Source organism: Limnohabitans curvus (genome assembly GCF_003063475.1).
In the GTDB taxonomy this organism is placed as follows: domain Bacteria; phylum Pseudomonadota; class Gammaproteobacteria; order Burkholderiales; family Burkholderiaceae_C; genus Limnohabitans; species Limnohabitans curvus.
Genome location: NZ_NESP01000001.1, coordinates 345,343 through 363,825, shown reverse-complemented (window position 1 = coordinate 363,825; position 18,483 = coordinate 345,343). Strand labels below are relative to the sequence as shown.

Here is an 18,483-nt window from a genome sequence, read left to right as displayed (position 1 = left end):
TATGATGTCAAAACTGAAATGGAGAATTGCAAATGCAACGAGCGAAATATGCCCCTGAGTTCAAAGACGAGGCAGTCAAACAAGTCATCGATAAAGGCCACTCGGTTGTCGATGTAGCCAAGCGACTAGGCATTGCTGAAGGTGTTCTGTACACGTGGGTCAGTAAGTTCAAAAAGGCTGATGAACCATCTACCAACGATCTAAAGGTGCTGCAAGCCGAGATGGCCAAGCTCAAGGCTGAGCTAAGACGCACTACCGAGGAGCGCGATATCCTAAAAAAGGCCGCCGCGTACTTTGCAAAGCAGTCCGGGTGAAGTACGCATTTATTCAAGCCCACCGATCCGAATTCAAACTCACCAGCATGTGCCGCGTTCTCAAAGTTCACCGCAGCGGCTACTACGCTTGGCTGCATGAGCCGCTCTCAGCAAGGGCAAGAGCCAATGAGGTGTTGACGGCAAAGATCAAAGAGTTCTACGACCAGAGCATGGGCATCTACGGCAGTCCGCGCATCTTCTGTGACCTGCGTGAAGCTGGCGTGGCTTGTAGCGAAAACCGTGTGGCGCGGCTGATGCGTGTGGCTCAAATCAAATCAGTTCGAGGCTACAAACGCCCTAGGTACAAAGTGGGCAAGCCTTCATTGGTTGCGCCCAACCAGTTGCAGCGCCAGTTCCAACACGACGAACCCGACCAAGCTTGGGTGACGGACATCACGTATATCCGCACACATGAAGGGTGGCTGTATTTGGCGGCTGTACTAGATTTGCATTCGCGTGCGGTGGTGGGATGGAGTATGGGCCCACGCATGCAGACGAGCTTGGTGCTGGATGCATTGACGATGGCGGTGTGGCGCAGAAGGCCAAAGGACTCAGTGATCATCCATTCTGACCAGGGTAGCCAATTTGGCAGCGATGAGTTCAACCGCTGGTGCAAAGACAACCGACTGAGCCCGAGCATGAGCCGTCGAGGCAACTGCTGGGATAACGCGGTTGCTGAATCGTTCTTCAGTAATTTGAAGAGCGAACAAATCAAGAAGCGGATTTACCAAACTCGGGCTGAAGCTAAGTCGGACATCTTCGATTACATCGAGGGTTTCTACAATCGAGTTCGACGCCATAAGCACCTCGATCAACTCAGCCCCTATGAGTTCGAGCGGCAGCGTCAAACTGCGCTATGAAAAGTGTCTAGAGGTTTGGGGGAATGCCACACATGATCGAAGAGTCATCGAAGTACCTCTCGCCATTACCAGCGCTTGCATAGTGCCTCGTAAGCTGTTCTTCAAGGGTTTTGCGTATGGGGACTGTGCGATTCTTCCCAGACTTGCCCAAAGAGTATTGGATGGATTGATTTCTTACCTGTGAAGTTCGGAGCTGTTCTGCTTCACTCCAACGAGCGCCGGTCTCTAAGCAGACACGGGTAAGCATCCCCAGATGTTTGTTAGTTGATGCTATGTTGTAAATCCGTTTAGCCCAGTTCGACTCTGGGTCGCGCCTCCAAAAATCTTGCCGTTACTGCTCACGCAGTAGCGGCATTTTTTTTCATGTTTTTAGTACTGCAGCCTCGATCAGACCGCCGGTGCTGATCGCGTCACGGTATCAAGCATCCGCTGCTTGCCCGTGAGAATGTGGCTTTCAAATAAATCTGCGGTTTCTGCTATCTGGCCATTACGCAGCGCCTCAACAAGCCGCCCATGTTCTCCATGTGATTGTTGCATCTGAGCCATGGTGTAGACGCCCTTGCGCAAGTAAAGGCTTAGTTCTGCTTCAATCGTATTGTTGAGATCGATGAGCCGTGGATTCTTGGTGATTGCCATAAGCTGATCGTGGAACGTCTGATTTAGCTTGTGGTATGTGCCGCCGTCACGAGCCTTTAGCGCGACCTCCATTTGATCCATCAGGCTCAGCAAGATTGTTTCTTCTTCGTTTTCCAGTCGAGATGCGGCGAGCCGGCCAGCAGTTCGAGCGATGCTGGCACGCAAGTCGTACAGATCAAGTGCAGCCTCCAGGGACACCTTTCGTACTTCGGCGCCGCGATTGGGAACGATGCGCACCAGACCGCTGCGCTCCAAAGAGCGCAATGCCTCGCGCGCCGAATTACGACCAACGCCTAGTTGGACTGCCAGTGCCTGCTCATTAACGCGCTCTCCAGGTTGCAGCGTTCCGTCCGCGATCATGCTGCGCACCTTGTCCTGAATCTCGTCCAGCCTGGTGGCGATAACCTCGGCGTCTCTCAAAGGAATTTTGCTCATGTGGGGGGTTTTAAAAGTTTTTCTTGTTGTTAGTTTACAAGACATTCGAAAACAATTAAATGATATATGTAGGCAATAATTGTATAAGTGTTGACACATTTTGAAAAGTTGTTACACTTAAATTGTTTCAAGCCACTGCTTCACTAGGACCCTATGGAACTACAAGATCTCTATACCTCACACGGACAATTCATTAATGGCACTTGGCGCGCCGGTAGCGAGAGCGCTTCTGTCATGATTAATCCGGCCACCGAAATCTCACTGGGTGAAATGAAGCCCGCCGGTGCTGAGCAAGTCACCGAGGCAATTGCTGCCGCCTACGAAGCGCGGACGTCAATGCGTGCACTTACGGCATGGAACCGCTCGGCGCTGCTGCGCCGTGCGGCGACTTTCATCAACGAACGTGCCGAAATGCTGGGCCATCTGGTGGCTTTGGAGACTGGCAAGCCAATCCGGCAGGCCGTGGGCGAAGCCAAGGCATCGGCCGAGTCAGTCGACTGGTTCGCTGATGAGGCGCGTCGTGTGTTTGGCATGAGCTACGAAAGCCGCGTCAAGAGTGACCGTTACCTTGTGCACATGGAGCCACTGGGTGTCGTGGCCGCGTTTGTACCTTGGAATTTCCCGCTGTTACTACTGGCGCGCAAAATGGCACCTGCCTTGGCTGCAGGCAACACATTGGTGATTCGTCCGTCGAGCGAAGCAGCCGGCTCGACCATGGCGCTCATCAAATGTTTCGAAGATGCTGGCTTCCCTAAGGGCGTCGTCAACTTGGTGATTGGTCGTCCGGCGGAGATCACGCCGACGATCATGAACGACTCGCGCGTCGCCAAGGTCAGCTTCACCGGCTCGGTGCCGATCGGACGCCAGATCGTCGAGCAGTCAGCTATCACGTTAAAGCGGGTCAGCATGGAGTTGGGCGGCCATGCGCCAGTGATTGTGCATTCCGATGCCGACATTGACGCTTTCGCTGCTATGGCTGCACCCGGCAAGTTTCGTAACGCTGGTCAGGTATGCGCCTCTCCGACGCGCTTTTACGTGCATGAGTCAATTGCAAAGGAGGTCGAGGAGAAGCTGATCACTGCGACTCGCGCCCTTCGTGTTGGTTCCCCACTCGACGATGCTACCGACCTAGGCCCACTGGCCACCCGTCGCCGCCGCGACGCCATTGAGCAGTTGGTTGACAACGCTGTTTCCGGTGGCGCCAGGGTACTGTCGGGCGGTATGCGTCCACGACGCATGGACCGCGGCTACTTTTATGAGCCGACGTGGCTCACTCAATTACAACCCGACGCATTAGTTCTCAATGACGAACCTTTCGGTCCAATCGGCACACTGGCCACATTCTCGACACTCGACCAAGTCATCGCCGAGGCCAACCGTCTTCCGTTTGCACTTGCGGCCTACGTGTTCACGCGTTCGCTGACTAAAACGCATGCGACAGTCGATCGCCTGCAAGCTGGCGTCATCGGCGTCAACACCTTTGTGGCCGCAACGGCAGAAACGCCATTCGGTGGCTCAAAAGATAGCGGCTTCGGACGTGAAGGGGGTCCGCACGCCATTCGTGACTACCTCGACACCAAGTTTGTCAACGTCTCCATGCCGACAGATGCAGGGTGACCGGGCAAACGTATATAAGAAAATTGAAGGAGATACATATGAAAGTCATAGCCAACCGCGCAAAACAACGCATCTTGAACGGCGAACTTGCGCTAGGTATGGGCCTTCGTCAGGCACGAACAGTTGATATCGCACAAATCGCCATGAGTTGCGACTTCGATTGGCTGTTCATCGACATGGAACACAACTCGATGAGCATAGATGCCGCCGCCCAAATCTGTCAGGCCGCGCTTGCCGTAGGCATCACACCGATGATTCGAGTGCCAGCGCACGAGGCTTTCCACAGCACCCGGCTGCTTGACACGGGGGCTCAGGGTATTGTGATTCCACACGTCAGCACGGAGGAGCAGGCACGTGCTGTGGTTGACTTCTGCCGCTTTACGCCGCTTGGCCGTCGCTCGATTCCCGGTAGCCTTCCACAGACGCGCTTTATGCCGCTGCCGGTGCCAGAAACAGTGTCATTGATCAACGCTGAAACGCTGGTTGTGGCGATGATCGAAACGATCGAAGGACGCGACAACGTCGACGCTATCGCTGCCGTGCCTGGCATCGACGTGCTACTCGTTGGCTGCACCGACATGGCGGCCGAACTTGGTGTGCCAGGCCAACTCGGCCACGCGAGTCTGAAGGCAACGCTCGACACTGTATTCGCCGCCTGCGCCCGCCACGGCAAGGTTGCCGGCGTGGGGGGGGTGTACGACGAAGCACTGATGGCGGAGTACATCCACATGGGCGCACGACTGATCCTGAGCGGCTCCGATCTTGCATTTCTGATGGCCGGCGCTCGTAGCCGTTCCTCGGTGCTGCGCAGCATCTCGCTGAAAGGAAAGCTGGCTGCACAGGCCTAAAAAAGCTAACCACTTATCAACCCAGAAAAATCAATTCCATGAATCACGAATACACCCTGGCCATGCTCGAGCGCGCAGACTTACGTCCTTACCTGAATGACGAGCAATTCGAATTCCGCCGCAGTATCAACCGCGTGCTCACCAAGCATGCGAGCTCAGAATACATAGGCATGTGCGATGAAGAAAAGCGATTTCCAAAAGAGCTGATCGAGGTCGGCGTCGAACAAGGATGGTTCGCGCTCACGCTGCCAGAAGCTTATGGTGGCATCGGTGACTATATGGACATGACAGCGTTTCTCGAAGTTGCTGCCTATCACAGCATTGCGCTGAGTCGTTTCTGGAATGCAAACATCAACATGGTGGGTGGCGCAGTGGCGCGTTTTGCAAGCGAAGAGATAAAGGCTGAAGTTCTGCCCGCATTAGCCAACGGGCAAGGCTGGCTGGCTTTCGCGTTGAGCGAGAACGGCTCAGGGTCAGATGCCGCATCCCTCACCACACGTGGTGTGGCCGATGGTGATGACTTCATCATCGACGGTACCAAGATGTGGATTACCGGCGCGATGCAAGCCAAGTACATCCTCACCGCTGTGCGTACTGATAAAGAAGCCACCAAACACAATGGCATCAGTCTCTTTCTAGTACCAACCGATACGCCGGGTTTGGAAATCCGCCCGATTGACCTGCTTGGCGGCAGCGCCATCCGAACCTGTGAAGTCAACTATGTAGGCGTTAGGGTGCCCAAGCGTCTCGTAGTGGGCGAGCTGCACATGGGCTGGAAGCGTTTAACCGCCGTGCTAGCCAAGGAGCGCGTCGCCTTGTCGGCCATGTGTGTTGGCGCTGCGCAGGCTGCGGTTGATCTGGCACGCTGGTATGCGCTGGACCGCAAGCAATTCGGTCAGCCCGTGTTCGATTTTCAAGCGGTGTCGCACATGCTGGTTGACATGCAAACGCAGGTCGATGCGGCGCGCATGATGGCCTATCGCGCGGCCAAGTTGCTGGTCGATGGCCAGCCGTGTGATGCTGAGTCGTCACAAGCCAAGTACTTCGCGTCTGACGTGTACGTGAAGGTCGCCACTGACGGTCTCCAAATCATGGGTGCGAATGGCTACGCCATGGAGTACCCGATGCAGCGCCATTACCGCGAGTCAAAACTGTTTCAAATCTTTGGCGGCACCAACCAAGTCCAGCGCAACATCGTGGCGCGCGCTCTCAAGTCATAAGTAGTCGAATCATGAGCAATAACTTCGTCGAAGAACTAAATCGTCTGGGGCTTACTGTCGAGGAGCTGAACACCGATGTGGTGGTCGTGGGGGGGGGCGGGGCTGCGTCGCGCGCTGCGCTGTCCGCGCGATTGACCGGCGTCGACGTACTGATACTAGCCAAGGCACCTCTGGGCACGGGGGGAAGTACAGTGCACGGGGCCAGCGAAATCATGAGCATGGGCGCTTCTGGCTTCGGCGCAACGGCCGACAGCCCGGATGTGCATTACCGCGACACAATGGCGGCGGCCAGCGGCTTTATCGACCGCGACTTGGTACGCGTTCTTGCCGAAGACGCGCCCAAGCGCATCGGCGACCTAATTGCGTACGGTGTCGCTTTTGACCGAATGAAGGTCGAAAAGGTCACCCCGGGCAACGCCACGGACTACAAGCTGATACAGAGTGATTTCGGCAGCTACGCTCGGGCACTGGGCGTTTCAGGCAAGACCGGAAAGGCTTTCGTCACGGCGCTGAACGAACAGGCTGTCAAACTCGGCGTTAAAGTGCGCGCACCGGCTGGTCTCGTCGATTTGTTGCTCGATGCTCAGGGGCATGCAGCTGGCGTGTTGGCGTTTGATGCGTCGACCCATACCTGGCTGGTGGTTCATGCCAAGTCAGTGGTGCTGGGAACCGGCGGTGCACACGGTTTGTTCTCACAGCAGGTGTCAACGTCTGAGATGACGGGTGACGGGCAAGCCGTGCTGTACCGGGCAGGGGCTGAACTCGTCAACATGGAATTTCACCAATTTGGTCCGGCGCTGGTTCATCCCTACGTGCAGCTTTTTTCGAAGTCATGCTTCGTACTGCATCCGCGCATGACGAATTCGCAAGGCCACGAGTTTTTACCCGACTACCTACCAGAAGGCGTCAGTAAGAACGAAGTAATGGACGAGAAGGTATTTCCTTTCACAGTCAGCAACGTGTCGCGGTACATCGACATCTCGATCGCCTCGGAAATCGCGGCTGGCCGTGGTAATGCGCGCGGCACGATCAACTTCTCGCTGGCTCATGTGCCACCCGAGAAGCTGGAAGCGACCATTCCCAATACGATGCGTTGGATGAAGGCCAACGGCATCGACCCGCAAAAGGACTCGATGGACGTGGGCATTGCCTTCCAGTGCATGAACGGCGGCGTTCGCATGGTCGATGCCGATGCGCGTTCCACGATTCCTGGCGTACATGTCATTGGTGAGCTGGCTGGCGGCGTACGGGGCCCCGACCGACCCGGCGGTAACTCACTGGCCGAGGGGCAGGTGTTCGGACACCGGGCTGGTCATGCGGCGGGCCTGGCTGCTCGCGGCGGTTCTGTATCGCCCTCCGTTGTAGGCGATGCGGTTATCGGACGGCTGCAGCTTGCACTAACACCGAACCCTGCTTTCGACGTATCAAGCAGCGTTCAGCGGTTGCAAACCGCGATGCAGCAGCATGCGCTGGTCGAGAAGAACGAGGCTGGATTGAACGAGGCGCTGAACGTGGCGTTCGGCATCGAAGCGTCATTTGCCCAGGGCGGTGGGGCCACTCTGGCGACGCTACACAAAGTACTGACGATACAGAACATGGCGACGACGGCATCGATCATTTTGGAGGCGTGCTTGGAACGTCGCGAAACCCGCAGCGGCCATCTGCGTACTGACTACATGCAGCGCGATGACGCTACCTATGGCCACGCCTTTGTACAAAAGCGCGCGAAAGACGGCCGTAGCAAATTCACACCGCTGAAGTACCCGGCGGCCGATTGAGGCAACCCCACAAGTAACGAGACACCTCCATGAGCGAACAAACTAAACCAATGCCGTTGAGCGGCTACACCATCCTCGACTTGAGTGTCATGACGGCTGGCCCTGTCGGCACCATGCTGCTCGGCGATCTGGGTGCGGACGTTATTAAGGTTGAAGAGCCGGCACACGGCGATCTAGCACGCGACCTAGGCAACCAGTTCGTGAACGGTGAAAGCGTGCAGTTCATGTCGCAGAATCGAAACAAGCGAAGCCTACGGCTAGACCTAAAGTCGCCTGCTGGCAAGGCAGTTTTCTTGCGCATGGCAAAGACGGCTGACGTGATCGTCGAGAATTTCCGTCCCGGTACGGTGGATCGACTGGGCATCGGCTACGAAGCCGTGCGCGCCATCAATCCACAAATCATTTACGCAAGTGCCTCTGCCTTCGGGCAAAGTGGCCCTTTAGCGGCTTGGCCCGCAAACGACCCAATCGTGCAAGCGGTTGCTGGGTTGATGGATATGACGGGTGAGGCCGATGGCCTGCCAGTGCGCCTAGGTGCCCCGCTGCCTGATTTCGGTGCGGCCGCCATGATGGCGCTAGGCATTACCACGGCACTGCTGCATCGCGAACGCACAGGCATTGGTCAGCGGATCGATACATCTTTGCTAGCGGCCGCGCTGTTCAGCACCATTCCACGCGACGGCGAAACTATCCGCAGCGGCAAAGCACCTTCACGGCTTGGTAGCGGCCATCCGACGATGGTTCCCTATCGCAACTATGAAGGCGCGGATGGCAAATACTTCTTTGCCGCCTGCTTCACCGAGAAGTTCTGGACCAATCTGTGCCGCGTGCTCGGGCGAATTGATCTACTGACAGATGAACGCTTCATCAACAACACTCAGCGCACCGCCAATCGCCATCTACTTGATGCGATATTGGAAGACGCTTTCGTCAAGCAGCCGGCTGACTATTGGGTTAAAACGTTGTCCGAAGCCGACGTACCCTGCGCGGCAGTGCAGGATTACCACACAGCCCTCACGACTGACCCCCAGATCAAGCACACCGGTGCAGTTCTACATTTTGACCATCCGGTCGCCGGGCCGATGACCAACATAGCCAATCCGCTGACGCTACACGGCACGCCCGTGGAATTACGACGACCGCCCCCGGTGCTCGGTCAGCACAGCGAAGAAGTGCTACGCGAATACGGTTTTAGCGCCAACGAGATCGATGCGCTGATGAGCAATGGCGTCGTCAAAGGATCACGTCTGAAAGACGTCGCTGTGACCCAACCTGCAGAGTAACGTTATGAACCAGATCAAGGAAGAAATCGTTGCCGACTATGTGATCGTCGGTGCTGGCACGGCGGGCTGTGTACTCGCCAACCGGTTGTCAGCCGACGGCAAACACAAGGTGGTACTCATCGAGGCAGGCGGGCGCGATCGCCATCCATTGATTCACATTCCTGCTGGTTTTCTACGTTTGCTGGACCATCCAAGCATCACATGGGGGTTCAAGACAGCGCCCGAGGCGCAAGCGTGCGACCGCGAAATCTTGTTCCCGCGCGGCCGTGGGCTGGGAGGTTCCAGTTCAATCAACGGCCTGCTGTACGTGCGGCCCTTCGCCGCCGACATAGACGCATGGGAAGCGAGCGGCGCCGCAGGTTGGAATTTCGCCAACTGTCTGCCGTACTACTGCCGTTCCGAAACTTGGCAGGACGGGAAAGACCCACGTCGCGGTAGCGACGGTCCGATTCAGGTGACGCGCGTGGCTTCGCCACCAGCGGTTTGCGCCAAAGTGATCACGGCTGGAGAAGAGTTGGGACTAGAGATGGTTGAGGACCCGAACGTCACCACGCGAGGACCGTCTATCTGGTACTACCAACAAACGCGCCACGGCAGGATTCGCTCAAGTGCGGCGCGTGGTTATTTGTGGCCTGTCGCATCGCGCACCAACTTGAATGTGCACACCGACTTGTACGTGAAGCAGGTGATGATGCAAGGCGAGGGCGACCAGCGGACGGCCACCGGCGTCGAGTGCCGGCGTGAGAGCGGTCTGACCGTTTTCGTGAAGGCTCGCAAGGAAGTCATTCTCAGCGCTGGCGTCATCGGCACGCCGCGTCTGTTGGAGCTAAGTGGCATTGGCGATCCGCACGTTCTCGATAACGCGGGAATCCGCACGCAAGTGCCATTGCGAGGTGTGGGTAACAACCTGCAAGACCATTACGTGACAAGGTTGTGCTTTCGCATCAAGGACATTGCAACCGCCAATGAACGCTCACATGGCGCAGCCTTGGCCAAGGAAGTTGCGAAGTACGTGGTGTCAGGTGACGGTATCTTGACCTACAGCGCGGCTGTGATTGGTGCGTTCGCGTCGACGGGACTCACGACTCGGCCGGACGTGCAGTTTGTGATCGCGCCAGGCAGCTTTAAGGAAGGCCGCATCGGAGAACTGGAAGACGAGCCCGGTTTGTCGTTCGGTGTCTGGCAAATGCGCCCGCAAAGCCGCGGCCACGTCCACATCACGTCGAGCGATAGCACCAAGACACCCACCATAGCGCCGCATTATCTGAGTGACCCCTTGGACAGGCAAACGGTCATCGCCGGTCTGCGGATTGGCCGTGAATTGGCCAATCAGCCGTCACTCATACCCTACGTCGTTGGCGAAACCGTACCTGGCTCGCAGGCAGCCACCGACGAGGCGCTGCTGCAATACGCCCGCGACAACGGGTCAACCGTTTATCACGGCGTTGGTACATGCCGGATGGGCACAGACCCGACAGCAGGCTGCGTCGTCGATGCCCACTTGCGCGTGCATGGCGTGAAACGGCTGCGGGTGATCGACGGGTCTGTCATGCCTACCATGACGTCAACCAACACAAACGCCACCGTACTGATGATCGCCGAGCGGGCCGCCGATCTGCTGCTCAACGAGTTGCAAGGCGATGAGACGCTACAGCCGCCTGTGCGCAAGCAGGCACCACATACGGCATGACGGTTGGTATGTGGCTCGACATCTATGCCCATATCGCCACGCTTTTGCTGCCTGTCGTTTGCTGCGCGGGCATCGGTGCGGTTTGTGGTGTTCGCAAGCTCACCTATCCAGCGCAGTTCATCGCGATGCTCGCGACGACCATCAGCACGCCAGCGCTGGTGTTTTACACGCTAATGACGACAAGGCTAGACAACTTGCAGTTGCTGGAAGTCGGCTCTGCCACCTTGCTCGGACTCGGTCTTGCTGCCGTCTTTAGTGGGTTAGCCCTGCGCAGTCTCAACATGCCTGCGCGCACGCTCGGGCCCACGGTCACCTTTCCCAATACGGGCAATCTAGGACTTCCCATTGCGCAACTGGCGTTCGGTGACACTGGCTTGGCAGTTGCGGTCGCATTCTTTGCAGTCAACTCTCTCGTCCAGCACACGCTGGGTGTTTGGGTCATGAGCAGGGGCGGTAATCGCGGACAGCCTTTGCCAAAAGGCATCATGTACGCCTGCCTGCTGGTAGTCGTGCTGCGGGCGTCCGATATCGCAGCACCCGCACCCTTGCTCGAAAGTGCACGGTTGATTGGCACCCTCGCCGTGCCGCTAATGCTGCTGAATCTAGGGTATGCGCTCGCTACCGTATCGCGCACGGGTATTCGCCAAGGTGCCGTCGTTGGCGCCATGCGACTGTTGATCGGTCTGCTTGCCGGTGCGCTGGTCATTCACATGATCAATCTGCCGCCGCTAGTCGCCAGCGTGATGACGCTGCAATTAGCCATGCCGGTCGCGATCGTCAACTGCATCTACGTTCAGCGGTTCAGCACGTACGGCGACGTCGTGGCCGGCGCAGTACTGGTGTCGACCGCAGCGTTCGCTGTGCTGTGTCCGCTACTCATCTGGCTCGCGAACACCAACCGATTCTGATTCGCGGCGTCCTTCGCTGAACGCCAAACCTCTCAAACCTAATGTTGATGACTAATTCATTCTTAGAACTGGTAAAAACCCGAATGTGCATACATAAATTTAATTTAAATTGAATATTGACATCCAAGTGTCGACACATGTACTATTGTTGACGACACATAGAGAAAGATAAATATGCCATCTTATAAACAGCTGCTCGCATTGATCGCTGGTCTGGCCATTGCCATATCCGCTCAGGCGCAGAACTACCCAAACAAAGCAATCAAGATGATCATTCCGTTCCCACCAGGAGGGGCGACTGACATCGTTGGCCGTATCGTCGCCGAAGCGCTGAGTAAAGAGCTCGGCCAACCGGTCGTGGTGGACAACAAAAGCGGTGCAGGCGGGAGTATTGGCACCACGGCTATCGCAAGAGCAGCGCCCGATGGATACACGCTAGGTATTGCGACTGTCGGCACGCACGCGGCCAATCCGGCTTGTAATCCAAAAGGCGGCTACGACGCATTACAAGACTTTGCGCCCATCAGCAATTTGGCACGTACGCCCAACGTACTGTCCATATTTCCTGGCATTGGAGCTAAAAACTACCAAGAGCTGCATGCTTACCTGAAGAAGAATCCAGGCAAAGTCCGCTATGCCACCGGCGGTGCGTGTGGCGTACATCATTTGACTGGCGCACTCTTTACCTCGCTGACTGGCACGGACATCATTCATGTCCCGTATCGTGGTTCTGGTCCAGCGTTGACCGATGTGATGAGTGGCCACGTTGAGTTATTTTTTGATAGCTTGCCAGGTTCGCTCGCCCATATTCAAAGCAATCGGCTGCGCCCGATTGCGGTGGCTTGGGATAAGCGACTGGAATCATTGCCCAACGTTCCAACATATGCGGAGCTCGGCCTAAAGCCTATCAACGACGCTGTCTGGTACGGCTTGGTTGCACCCGCCAAGACGCCTGATGACATCGTCAAAAAGTTGAACGCCGCAACCCTCAAGGTGTTGGCATTGCCTGAAGTCAAAGAGCGCATCGTTCAAAGCGGCTCGGAGCCGGCTGGAACAACACCAGCCGAGTTTGGTGCAGAAATAAAAGCAGCTCTTGAGCGGATGAAGAACACAGTGAAAACACAAGGCATCACGTTCGACCCCTCGGGTTCTTGAACAACGTGCCGGTTCTAAAAAAGAAATAACCCAAGGTAGTCAGTTCAACAACTCAATCACTAGGAGACAGAAATGAAATTATGGAAAAAAGTGTTGCTCGCATCGGTTGTTGCGAGTTGTGCAAGTGGCGCATTCGCTCAAACCAAACTCAAGTGGGCCCACATCATGGAGACGTCTGAGCCGTTCCATATATGGTCAATGTGGGCAGCTAACGAACTCAATAAACGCACCAACGGTAAATACTCGGCCGATGTCTATCCGGCTTCGCAACTTGGCAAGGAAAATGATCTGAACCAAGGCCTGACACTTGGCACTGTTGACATCATCGTTACCGGAGCTGGTTTTGCGGCAAAGAGCTATGCCCCAATCGGCGTAACCTACTATCCCTATACCTTCCGGGATGTGGATCATTTGCTTAAATTTTTTAAGAGCGATGTCTACAAGGACCTGAATAAGGGTTATGCCGAGAAAACCGGCCACCAGATACTCGGCTCCATGTATTACGGCACGCGCCATACGACGGCCAACAAACTGATTACAAAGTGCGCCGACCTGAAGGGCTTGAAAATGCGTGTGCCCGATACCCCGGTTTACTTGGCCATGCCACGTGCCTGCGGTGCCAATGCGACGCCAATTCCCTTTGCAGAGGTATACCTTGCATTGCAAAACGGGACGGTAGAGGCGCAAGAGAACCCTCTTACCACCATCGAAGCAAAGAAGTTTTATGAAGTTCAGAAAAACATCATCCTCACTGGGCATATCGTTGAACACCTGAACATCGTGGTGGCAGGAAAGCTTTGGAAACAGCTGACCGATGCCGAGAAAAAGATCATGACCGACATCGCACAGGAGGCGTCGGAAAAAGCATCGGTCGACCTCGTGGCCCGCGAAAAACAAATGGTTGATTTCTTCAAGAAAAAAGGCTTGTCTGTGACTGACACAGATCGCAATGATTTCCGCGAGTCGGTACTCAAGAGTGTCAAATTTGAAGACTTCGGCTATCGCAAGGCCGACTGGGATCTCATCCAAAACATCAAATAAACGCGCCACTGTTGAGAACAAGTAGCCAGGGATCGGGTCAACCGTCCCTGACTCGCGCCCGCATTCTTTTATGAAGGTTTCCTGTATGGAACAAACACTCTCTCACGCCGCAGCCAGTGTCGAAGAGCTAGCCCACAGCTTTGATGAGGCCGACCACCATACCGCGGATTTGTCCGACTATCGTTTTGACGACTGGATTACGCTGGGTGTGTTCTGGATGATGGTGGTACTCGTCTTTCTCCAGTTCTTTACCCGTTACGCGCTCAACGACTCTCTGGCTTGGACCGAGGAGCTGGCCACCAACTGTCTGATTGCCCTTGTCTTTATCGGTGCGGCCACGTGTATCCGCAAGGACCGACATATCCAAGTTGATCTGCTGTATCGGTATCTACCGGTTTCAGTTTCTCGCGGATTGGCCACGTTGGTGGATCTGATTCGACTCGTGTTTCTTGCGTACCTGACTTATCTCGTATGGAAGTACATCGAGCTGGTCGGTGATGAACAAATGACCACCCTGAGATGGCCTAAAAACATCATCTATTGGCTGACCTTATTCGGTTTTTCAATGATGGTGATCCGCGCAGGGCAGATCACCTGGAGAAACGCAAAACTTGGTTTTTCAGCACTTGAGAAGCCCCAAGCTTACGACGGTTCAGAGGCATAACTCATGACAACACTTATTGGTTCTTTTCTTGGCTTGATGTTGATTGGGTTGCCAGTTGCCATGGCCATGGCGATCGCATCGCTCTTGTACATTTTGATCACCGGGTCTGTGCCGGATGTCATCGTGGCCCAGCGAATGATCGCAGGCGTTGAAAGCTTTCCACTTTTGGCTGTGCCGTTTTTCATACTTGCCGGTAATCTGATGAATATCGCCGGCATTACCGGACGCATTTACAAATTTGCAGTGGCCCTGGTTGGATGGATGAAGGGCGGTCTCGGGCAGGTCAATATTGTCGGATCAGTGATCTTCTCGGGCATGTCTGGCACCGCCATCGCAGATGCAGCTGGGCTTGGCACGATTGAAATCAAAGCGATGAAAGATCACGGGTACAGTCCAGAATTTGCAGTCGGCGTGACGGCTGCATCAGCCACGCTCGGTCCGATTTTCCCGCCATCGCTGCCTTTCGTGATTTACGGCATGATGGCCAACGTCTCAATCGGCGCGCTCTTTCTCGCTGGCGTGTTGCCGGGCGTGGTGATGATGCTATTTATGATGGCGACCGTGGCTTTTATTGCGCGCCGCAACAACTGGGGCGGCGACGTTCTGTTCTCATGGAAAGATTTGGGCAGCGCTGGGGTTGAAATTCTGGTCGTATTACTTTTCCCATTGTCGATTTGGCTTATGACATTGGTCGGTGTGTCGGTCAACTTTGCTGTGGGTGGCGCCATGGCCGCACTGCTGTTCGCTGACTGGTATTTCAAATTCTCTGCAGTGATGGCGCTGATGGCCCCAGTCATTCTGATCGGCGGCATGACCATGGGCTGGTTCACCCCCACTGAGGCTGCGATGGCGGCGGTTGTTTGGGCGCTGTTTCTAGGTCTGGTGCGCTATCGGTCGATGACCCTTAGCAGCTTGGCAAAGGCAACCTTCGACACGGTTGAAACCACTGCTAGTGTGTTGTTCATCGTGACCGCCGCATCAATATTTGCTTGGTTACTCACGACCAGCCAAGCAGCGCAAATACTGGCCGACTGGATCCTAAGCTTTACCCAAACCAAGTGGGTGTTTTTGATCTTGGCGAACCTGCTGATTCTGGTTGTCGGATGCTTCATTGATACGACTGCGGCCATCACGATCTTGGTCCCAATTTTGTTGCCGATCGTTTTGAAGTTAGGCATTGATCCAATTCATTTTGGTTTGATCATGGTGCTGAACCTGATGATCGGATTGCTTCATCCTCCGCTCGGCATGGTGCTGTTCGTGTTGGCACGAATCTCCAAGCTTTCGGTCGAGAGAACCACGGTGGCGATCATGCCGTGGTTGATCCCCTTGTTTCTGTCGTTGATCGCAATTACCTACATACCTGAAATTTCATTGTGGTTGCCGCAAATGATGCAAACTGCGAAGTAGCATTCAGTAGCATTACCCTAAATCAAACGTAAAAAATCGTTGCCAGCATGCTTAATATGACAGTGATTTGTCAATTCATCAAGCAGCGCGGTCGTCATCTGCGGGTCACACTTAATCACGCTACGTGAATCACTATTGGATGTAATGCAACATGTGGCCGCTGAGAAGAAGTTGTTTGATTGAGCAGAATTCATACTCACCCCAGATGCCGATTGCCGCAGTCTCTGGTCAAAGCTCGTTTAAAAGTTTGGAATGAAGGCTAAGTATCAATTACACGTTTTATTACACGGCTCAGGAATTAATTGATAACGCATTGATTTATATGGGTAAATTTAGACGTATATACGTTGCAAATCCGTTTAGCCCAGTTCGACTCTGGGTCGCGCCTCCAAATAAAAAGCCGTTACTGTTCGCAGTAACGGCTTTTTTCTTGCCTGTTTTGCCAGCTTGACGGTGCTTATCCAACGTCTCGGTTGAGGTAAGTATTCAAGCGGTAAAGGGCTGCGGCAAGCAGGTTAAAGAACAAGATAGAAAGTGCAAAGTTGCGATACCACTTGGTTTCATTGTTTGCTTTTTCTTGCGTTAACAAATCCATTGCATGATCCGTACGCGCATGGATGTCCGAACCTTGGTTGCAGATTTGATGCGTTGCATCGTATGGGTGTGCTTTGCCCTCGGCATTTTTTTCGCAATTGCTCAGCAGCTTGTCTGTGCTGAGGTGCAGTGCCTGCTCTTTGTTCAGCGTTTCGGTGAGGTTGGCTAAGTTTGCTTCGTAGCGCCAATTTGCAATCCAATAGGCTGGCAGTAGGGTGCAAACAAAGAAGACTAGGCCAATCTTTTGAATTCGTGCCAGCTTCATAGGTCGTAACCATCGACCAAAGCGAGCGCCCCTGTGGAGTTGTTGAGGCGGTGTTGAAGGATGGCTTGGTAGGCTTCGCTGTTGTACCAAGCTTCAGCAATTTCACGGCTCGGAAACTCCACCACCACGTTGCGTTCGCCTTGGGCTTGCCCCTCCAATTGAGTGGCATGGCCCCCACGGACCAAATATTTGCCGCCAAATGCCGCAATGGTGTGCGGTACTTGTGCGGAATACACCGCATAAGCTTGCGGGTTCGTGACCGTGATTTGGCCGATCAAATACGCCTTACTCATACTTGGTGTTTTTACTTGTAGAACGCTTCGACTTTGCCTTTGATTTTGATGAGCAGAGGTTTGCCTTTACGGTCGAGCGTTTTGTTGGCAGGAACTTTGACCCAGCCTTCAGACAGGCAATACTCTTCCACATCGAAGCGTTCTTTGTCGTTGAAGCGAATGCCAATCTCGTGTTCAAACACCGCAGGTGCATAGTGTGGGCTGCGTGGGTCGATCGACAGGTGGTCGGGCAGGGCGGGGCGTTGTGTAGTTGCGTCAGTCATGTGCATGATTTTCCACGATTTAGACCGTCATAAAATCTCAACACCTTATGCCTCAATATTTACTCATACTGTTCGTGATTGCCATGCAGCCCTCGGCTTGGGCCGGTTGGGTGTATTTCACGAACAACAACCACGCCTCGAACGAGTATTACTTCGCGCCTGTGGAGGACAAAGGCAAGGTGAAGGTGCTGCGCACGTTTTCGCAGCTGCCCGTCGATGCCAAGGTGCCCTATCACACGCCCAAAGCTGTGGTGAAAGTGACCTTGTACAACTACGCATCTGAGCAATCGACTTATGAGTTGAATTGCCAAGATCAAACGATTCAGTTGACCGAGCGTATTTTTTACCGCGATGGGGCAGGGAAGACACCGTTCATCACGCACACGATGAAAGACGCTTTCATTCAAGGCAGCAATTCAGAGTTTGCCAAGCAATTCATCAAAACGCCGCTGCGCTTCGATGACATCAAGCACTACCGCATCCATGAGGTGGCGTGCAAATAAAAGGGGACCGCTCTCGGCGGTGAATTGGAGTCCACACGCGTCCTCAAACTTCGGGCTGGTGGCGAGAGCGGTCATAAACCATAGCAACCTTGAACCCTCTATATCGGCGCAAGGTGCTAGGGCTTTAGCGGTTTAGCCAATCAAATCGACACGACCATCCAAGCTCATCACGCCTGTGATGACGCTTAGCTTGGGGTGGCGTTTTTGAACCTGGCGGCGGAACTCATTCAAGGCCTCTGCATGCGCTTCGGTTTCATCGTGCTTGTCTGCCACTTTGTCATCGCCGAACGCCAGTTTGGCAGCGCCACAATCGCGGTGGGTGATACCCACCACGCGCTTGATGTGGTGCAAGGAAACAGTGATGTCCAAGTTGTCCCAATACGCTTTGTGCCAAGCAGAGAACTTGGGGTGCACCGCGCCAATGGGGCCGCCTGCGATCACGAATTGGCTGTAGTTGTCTGTTAACTTGTCGCGGCTGATGCCTTGCAACAGGCCCATGTATTGCCAGCTCAGGGTGGTGAAGCGCGGGTCAATGCAGTTGACCAGCATGGCTTCGTAGTTGCCGCTTGCAGCTTGGGCTTGGAAGGGCATCATGCCCATCAAGCCGCCAGCCACCGTGGCAGCGCCGGCCGCTAAGAAGCCTCGGCGTGAGTGATTGCCGGCCAATTGAAGCGGGCCGCAGCAGGCGCAAGTAGGGGTCATGTGG

At 54.8% G+C, this 18,483-nt stretch carries 19 protein-coding genes; 13 read left to right on the top strand and 6 right to left on the bottom strand.

All coding sequences use genetic code 11. From position 1 onward, the window contains the following. Positions 1-32: 32 nt before the first annotated feature. A protein-coding gene (locus B9Z44_RS01625) for an IS3 family transposase (protein WP_211308669.1) occupies positions 33-1,174 on the top strand; the annotation gives its coding sequence in 2 pieces (ribosomal slippage) (positions 33-279 and positions 279-1,174; 1,143 coding nt in all). Positions 1,175-1,181: 7 nt separating this feature from the next. On the opposite strand, the gene B9Z44_RS15445 is transcribed toward B9Z44_RS01625, so the two are convergent. After that, on the bottom strand, positions 1,182-1,457 hold the full coding sequence (locus B9Z44_RS15445; RefSeq protein WP_425437192.1) for a tyrosine-type recombinase/integrase: 276 nt from the start codon (positions 1,455-1,457) through the stop codon (positions 1,182-1,184). A gap of 104 nt (positions 1,458-1,561) precedes the next feature. Next, positions 1,562-2,245, bottom strand: a complete 684-nt coding sequence (locus B9Z44_RS01615; RefSeq protein WP_108401522.1) for a GntR family transcriptional regulator — start codon at positions 2,243-2,245, stop codon at positions 1,562-1,564. 153 nt (positions 2,246-2,398) lie between these two features. Between B9Z44_RS01615 and B9Z44_RS01610 the strand changes: the two genes are divergently transcribed. The 11 genes from B9Z44_RS01610 (at position 2,399) to B9Z44_RS01560 (ending at position 15,859) form a co-directional block, all read left to right on the top strand. Beyond that, positions 2,399-3,862, top strand: a complete 1,464-nt coding sequence (locus B9Z44_RS01610; RefSeq protein WP_108401521.1) for an NAD-dependent succinate-semialdehyde dehydrogenase — start codon at positions 2,399-2,401, stop codon at positions 3,860-3,862. 38 nt (positions 3,863-3,900) lie between these two features. Next, a complete protein-coding gene (locus B9Z44_RS01605) occupies positions 3,901-4,710 on the top strand; it encodes an HpcH/HpaI aldolase family protein (protein WP_108402763.1) in 810 nt (269 codons plus the stop codon). A gap of 38 nt (positions 4,711-4,748) precedes the next feature. Further along, positions 4,749-5,930, top strand: a complete 1,182-nt coding sequence (locus B9Z44_RS01600; RefSeq protein ID WP_108401520.1) for an acyl-CoA dehydrogenase family protein — start codon at positions 4,749-4,751, stop codon at positions 5,928-5,930. 11 nt (positions 5,931-5,941) lie between these two features. After that, complete coding sequence (locus tag B9Z44_RS01595) at positions 5,942-7,708, top strand: FAD-binding protein (RefSeq protein ID WP_108401519.1); 1,767 nt, start codon at positions 5,942-5,944, stop codon at positions 7,706-7,708. Positions 7,709-7,737: 29 nt separating this feature from the next. Further along, positions 7,738-8,991, top strand: coding sequence for a CaiB/BaiF CoA transferase family protein (locus B9Z44_RS01590; RefSeq protein ID WP_245912739.1), 1,254 nt, complete (start codon positions 7,738-7,740; stop codon positions 8,989-8,991). Between the two features lie 4 nt (positions 8,992-8,995). Further along, positions 8,996-10,681, top strand: coding sequence for a GMC family oxidoreductase (locus B9Z44_RS01585; protein ID WP_108401518.1), 1,686 nt, complete (start codon positions 8,996-8,998; stop codon positions 10,679-10,681). An 8-nt stretch (positions 10,682-10,689) separates the two neighbouring features. Continuing rightward, positions 10,690-11,589, top strand: a complete 900-nt coding sequence (locus B9Z44_RS01580; protein WP_170108454.1) for an AEC family transporter — start codon at positions 10,690-10,692, stop codon at positions 11,587-11,589. 174 nt (positions 11,590-11,763) lie between these two features. Next, the gene (locus B9Z44_RS01575) at positions 11,764-12,744 is read left to right on the top strand and encodes a Bug family tripartite tricarboxylate transporter substrate binding protein (protein ID WP_108401516.1); all 981 of its coding nucleotides are present in this window, start codon (positions 11,764-11,766) and stop codon (positions 12,742-12,744) included. A 72-nt stretch (positions 12,745-12,816) separates the two neighbouring features. Beyond that, positions 12,817-13,785, top strand: a complete 969-nt coding sequence (locus B9Z44_RS01570; protein WP_108401515.1) for a sialic acid TRAP transporter substrate-binding protein SiaP — start codon at positions 12,817-12,819, stop codon at positions 13,783-13,785. A gap of 85 nt (positions 13,786-13,870) precedes the next feature. Further along, positions 13,871-14,449 (top strand): TRAP transporter small permease, encoded by a 579-nt coding sequence (locus B9Z44_RS01565; RefSeq protein WP_108401514.1) that lies wholly within the window; start codon positions 13,871-13,873, stop codon positions 14,447-14,449. 3 nt (positions 14,450-14,452) lie between these two features. Continuing rightward, a complete protein-coding gene (locus tag B9Z44_RS01560) occupies positions 14,453-15,859 on the top strand; it encodes a TRAP transporter large permease (protein ID WP_108401513.1) in 1,407 nt (468 codons plus the stop codon). A gap of 457 nt (positions 15,860-16,316) precedes the next feature. Here the strand turns inward: B9Z44_RS01560 and B9Z44_RS01555 are convergent, their stop codons facing one another. From B9Z44_RS01555 to B9Z44_RS01545, 3 genes are read right to left on the bottom strand one after another with little or no spacing between them, the layout of a single operon-like run. Beyond that, entirely contained in the window at positions 16,317-16,718 is a 402-nt protein-coding gene (locus B9Z44_RS01555; RefSeq protein WP_108401512.1) for a hypothetical protein, read from the bottom strand. After that, complete coding sequence (locus B9Z44_RS01550; RefSeq protein ID WP_108359926.1) at positions 16,715-17,011, bottom strand: DUF1330 domain-containing protein; 297 nt, start codon at positions 17,009-17,011, stop codon at positions 16,715-16,717. The genes B9Z44_RS01555 and B9Z44_RS01550 overlap by 4 nt, the downstream gene beginning before the upstream one ends. Positions 17,012-17,022: 11 nt before the next feature. After that, complete coding sequence (locus B9Z44_RS01545; RefSeq protein WP_108360046.1) at positions 17,023-17,274, bottom strand: DUF3297 family protein; 252 nt, start codon at positions 17,272-17,274, stop codon at positions 17,023-17,025. A 47-nt stretch (positions 17,275-17,321) separates the two neighbouring features. On the opposite strand from B9Z44_RS01545, the gene B9Z44_RS01540 reads away from it, so the two are divergent. Continuing rightward, on the top strand, positions 17,322-17,777 hold the full coding sequence (locus B9Z44_RS01540) for a hypothetical protein (RefSeq protein ID WP_108401511.1): 456 nt from the start codon (positions 17,322-17,324) through the stop codon (positions 17,775-17,777). Positions 17,778-17,909: 132 nt separating this feature from the next. On the opposite strand, the gene B9Z44_RS01535 is transcribed toward B9Z44_RS01540, so the two are convergent. After that, positions 17,910-18,479, bottom strand: coding sequence for a twin-arginine translocation signal domain-containing protein (locus B9Z44_RS01535; protein ID WP_233246952.1), 570 nt, complete (start codon positions 18,477-18,479; stop codon positions 17,910-17,912). Between the last annotated feature and the right edge of the window lie 4 nt (positions 18,480-18,483).

Coding starts and splice junctions, on each gene's coding strand:
- B9Z44_RS01540 (WP_108401511.1), top strand. CDS start 17,322: ATGCCTCAATATTTACTCATACTGTTCGTGATTGCCATGCAGCCCTCG.
- B9Z44_RS01590 (WP_245912739.1), top strand. CDS start 7,738: ATGAGCGAACAAACTAAACCAATGCCGTTGAGCGGCTACACCATCCTC.
- B9Z44_RS01615 (WP_108401522.1), bottom strand. CDS start 2,245: ATGAGCAAAATTCCTTTGAGAGACGCCGAGGTTATCGCCACCAGGCTG.
- B9Z44_RS01595 (WP_108401519.1), top strand. CDS start 5,942: ATGAGCAATAACTTCGTCGAAGAACTAAATCGTCTGGGGCTTACTGTC.
- B9Z44_RS01550 (WP_108359926.1), bottom strand. CDS start 17,011: ATGAGTAAGGCGTATTTGATCGGCCAAATCACGGTCACGAACCCGCAA.
- B9Z44_RS01585 (WP_108401518.1), top strand. CDS start 8,996: ATGAACCAGATCAAGGAAGAAATCGTTGCCGACTATGTGATCGTCGGT.
- B9Z44_RS01605 (WP_108402763.1), top strand. CDS start 3,901: ATGAAAGTCATAGCCAACCGCGCAAAACAACGCATCTTGAACGGCGAA.
- B9Z44_RS01560 (WP_108401513.1), top strand. CDS start 14,453: ATGACAACACTTATTGGTTCTTTTCTTGGCTTGATGTTGATTGGGTTG.
- B9Z44_RS01535 (WP_233246952.1), bottom strand. CDS start 18,479: ATGACCCCTACTTGCGCCTGCTGCGGCCCGCTTCAATTGGCCGGCAAT.
- B9Z44_RS01580 (WP_170108454.1), top strand. CDS start 10,690: ATGTGGCTCGACATCTATGCCCATATCGCCACGCTTTTGCTGCCTGTC.
- B9Z44_RS01565 (WP_108401514.1), top strand. CDS start 13,871: ATGGAACAAACACTCTCTCACGCCGCAGCCAGTGTCGAAGAGCTAGCC.
- B9Z44_RS01570 (WP_108401515.1), top strand. CDS start 12,817: ATGAAATTATGGAAAAAAGTGTTGCTCGCATCGGTTGTTGCGAGTTGT.
- B9Z44_RS01555 (WP_108401512.1), bottom strand. CDS start 16,718: ATGAAGCTGGCACGAATTCAAAAGATTGGCCTAGTCTTCTTTGTTTGC.
- B9Z44_RS01600 (WP_108401520.1), top strand. CDS start 4,749: ATGAATCACGAATACACCCTGGCCATGCTCGAGCGCGCAGACTTACGT.
- B9Z44_RS01610 (WP_108401521.1), top strand. CDS start 2,399: ATGGAACTACAAGATCTCTATACCTCACACGGACAATTCATTAATGGC.
- B9Z44_RS01545 (WP_108360046.1), bottom strand. CDS start 17,274: ATGACTGACGCAACTACACAACGCCCCGCCCTGCCCGACCACCTGTCG.
- B9Z44_RS01575 (WP_108401516.1), top strand. CDS start 11,764: ATGCCATCTTATAAACAGCTGCTCGCATTGATCGCTGGTCTGGCCATT.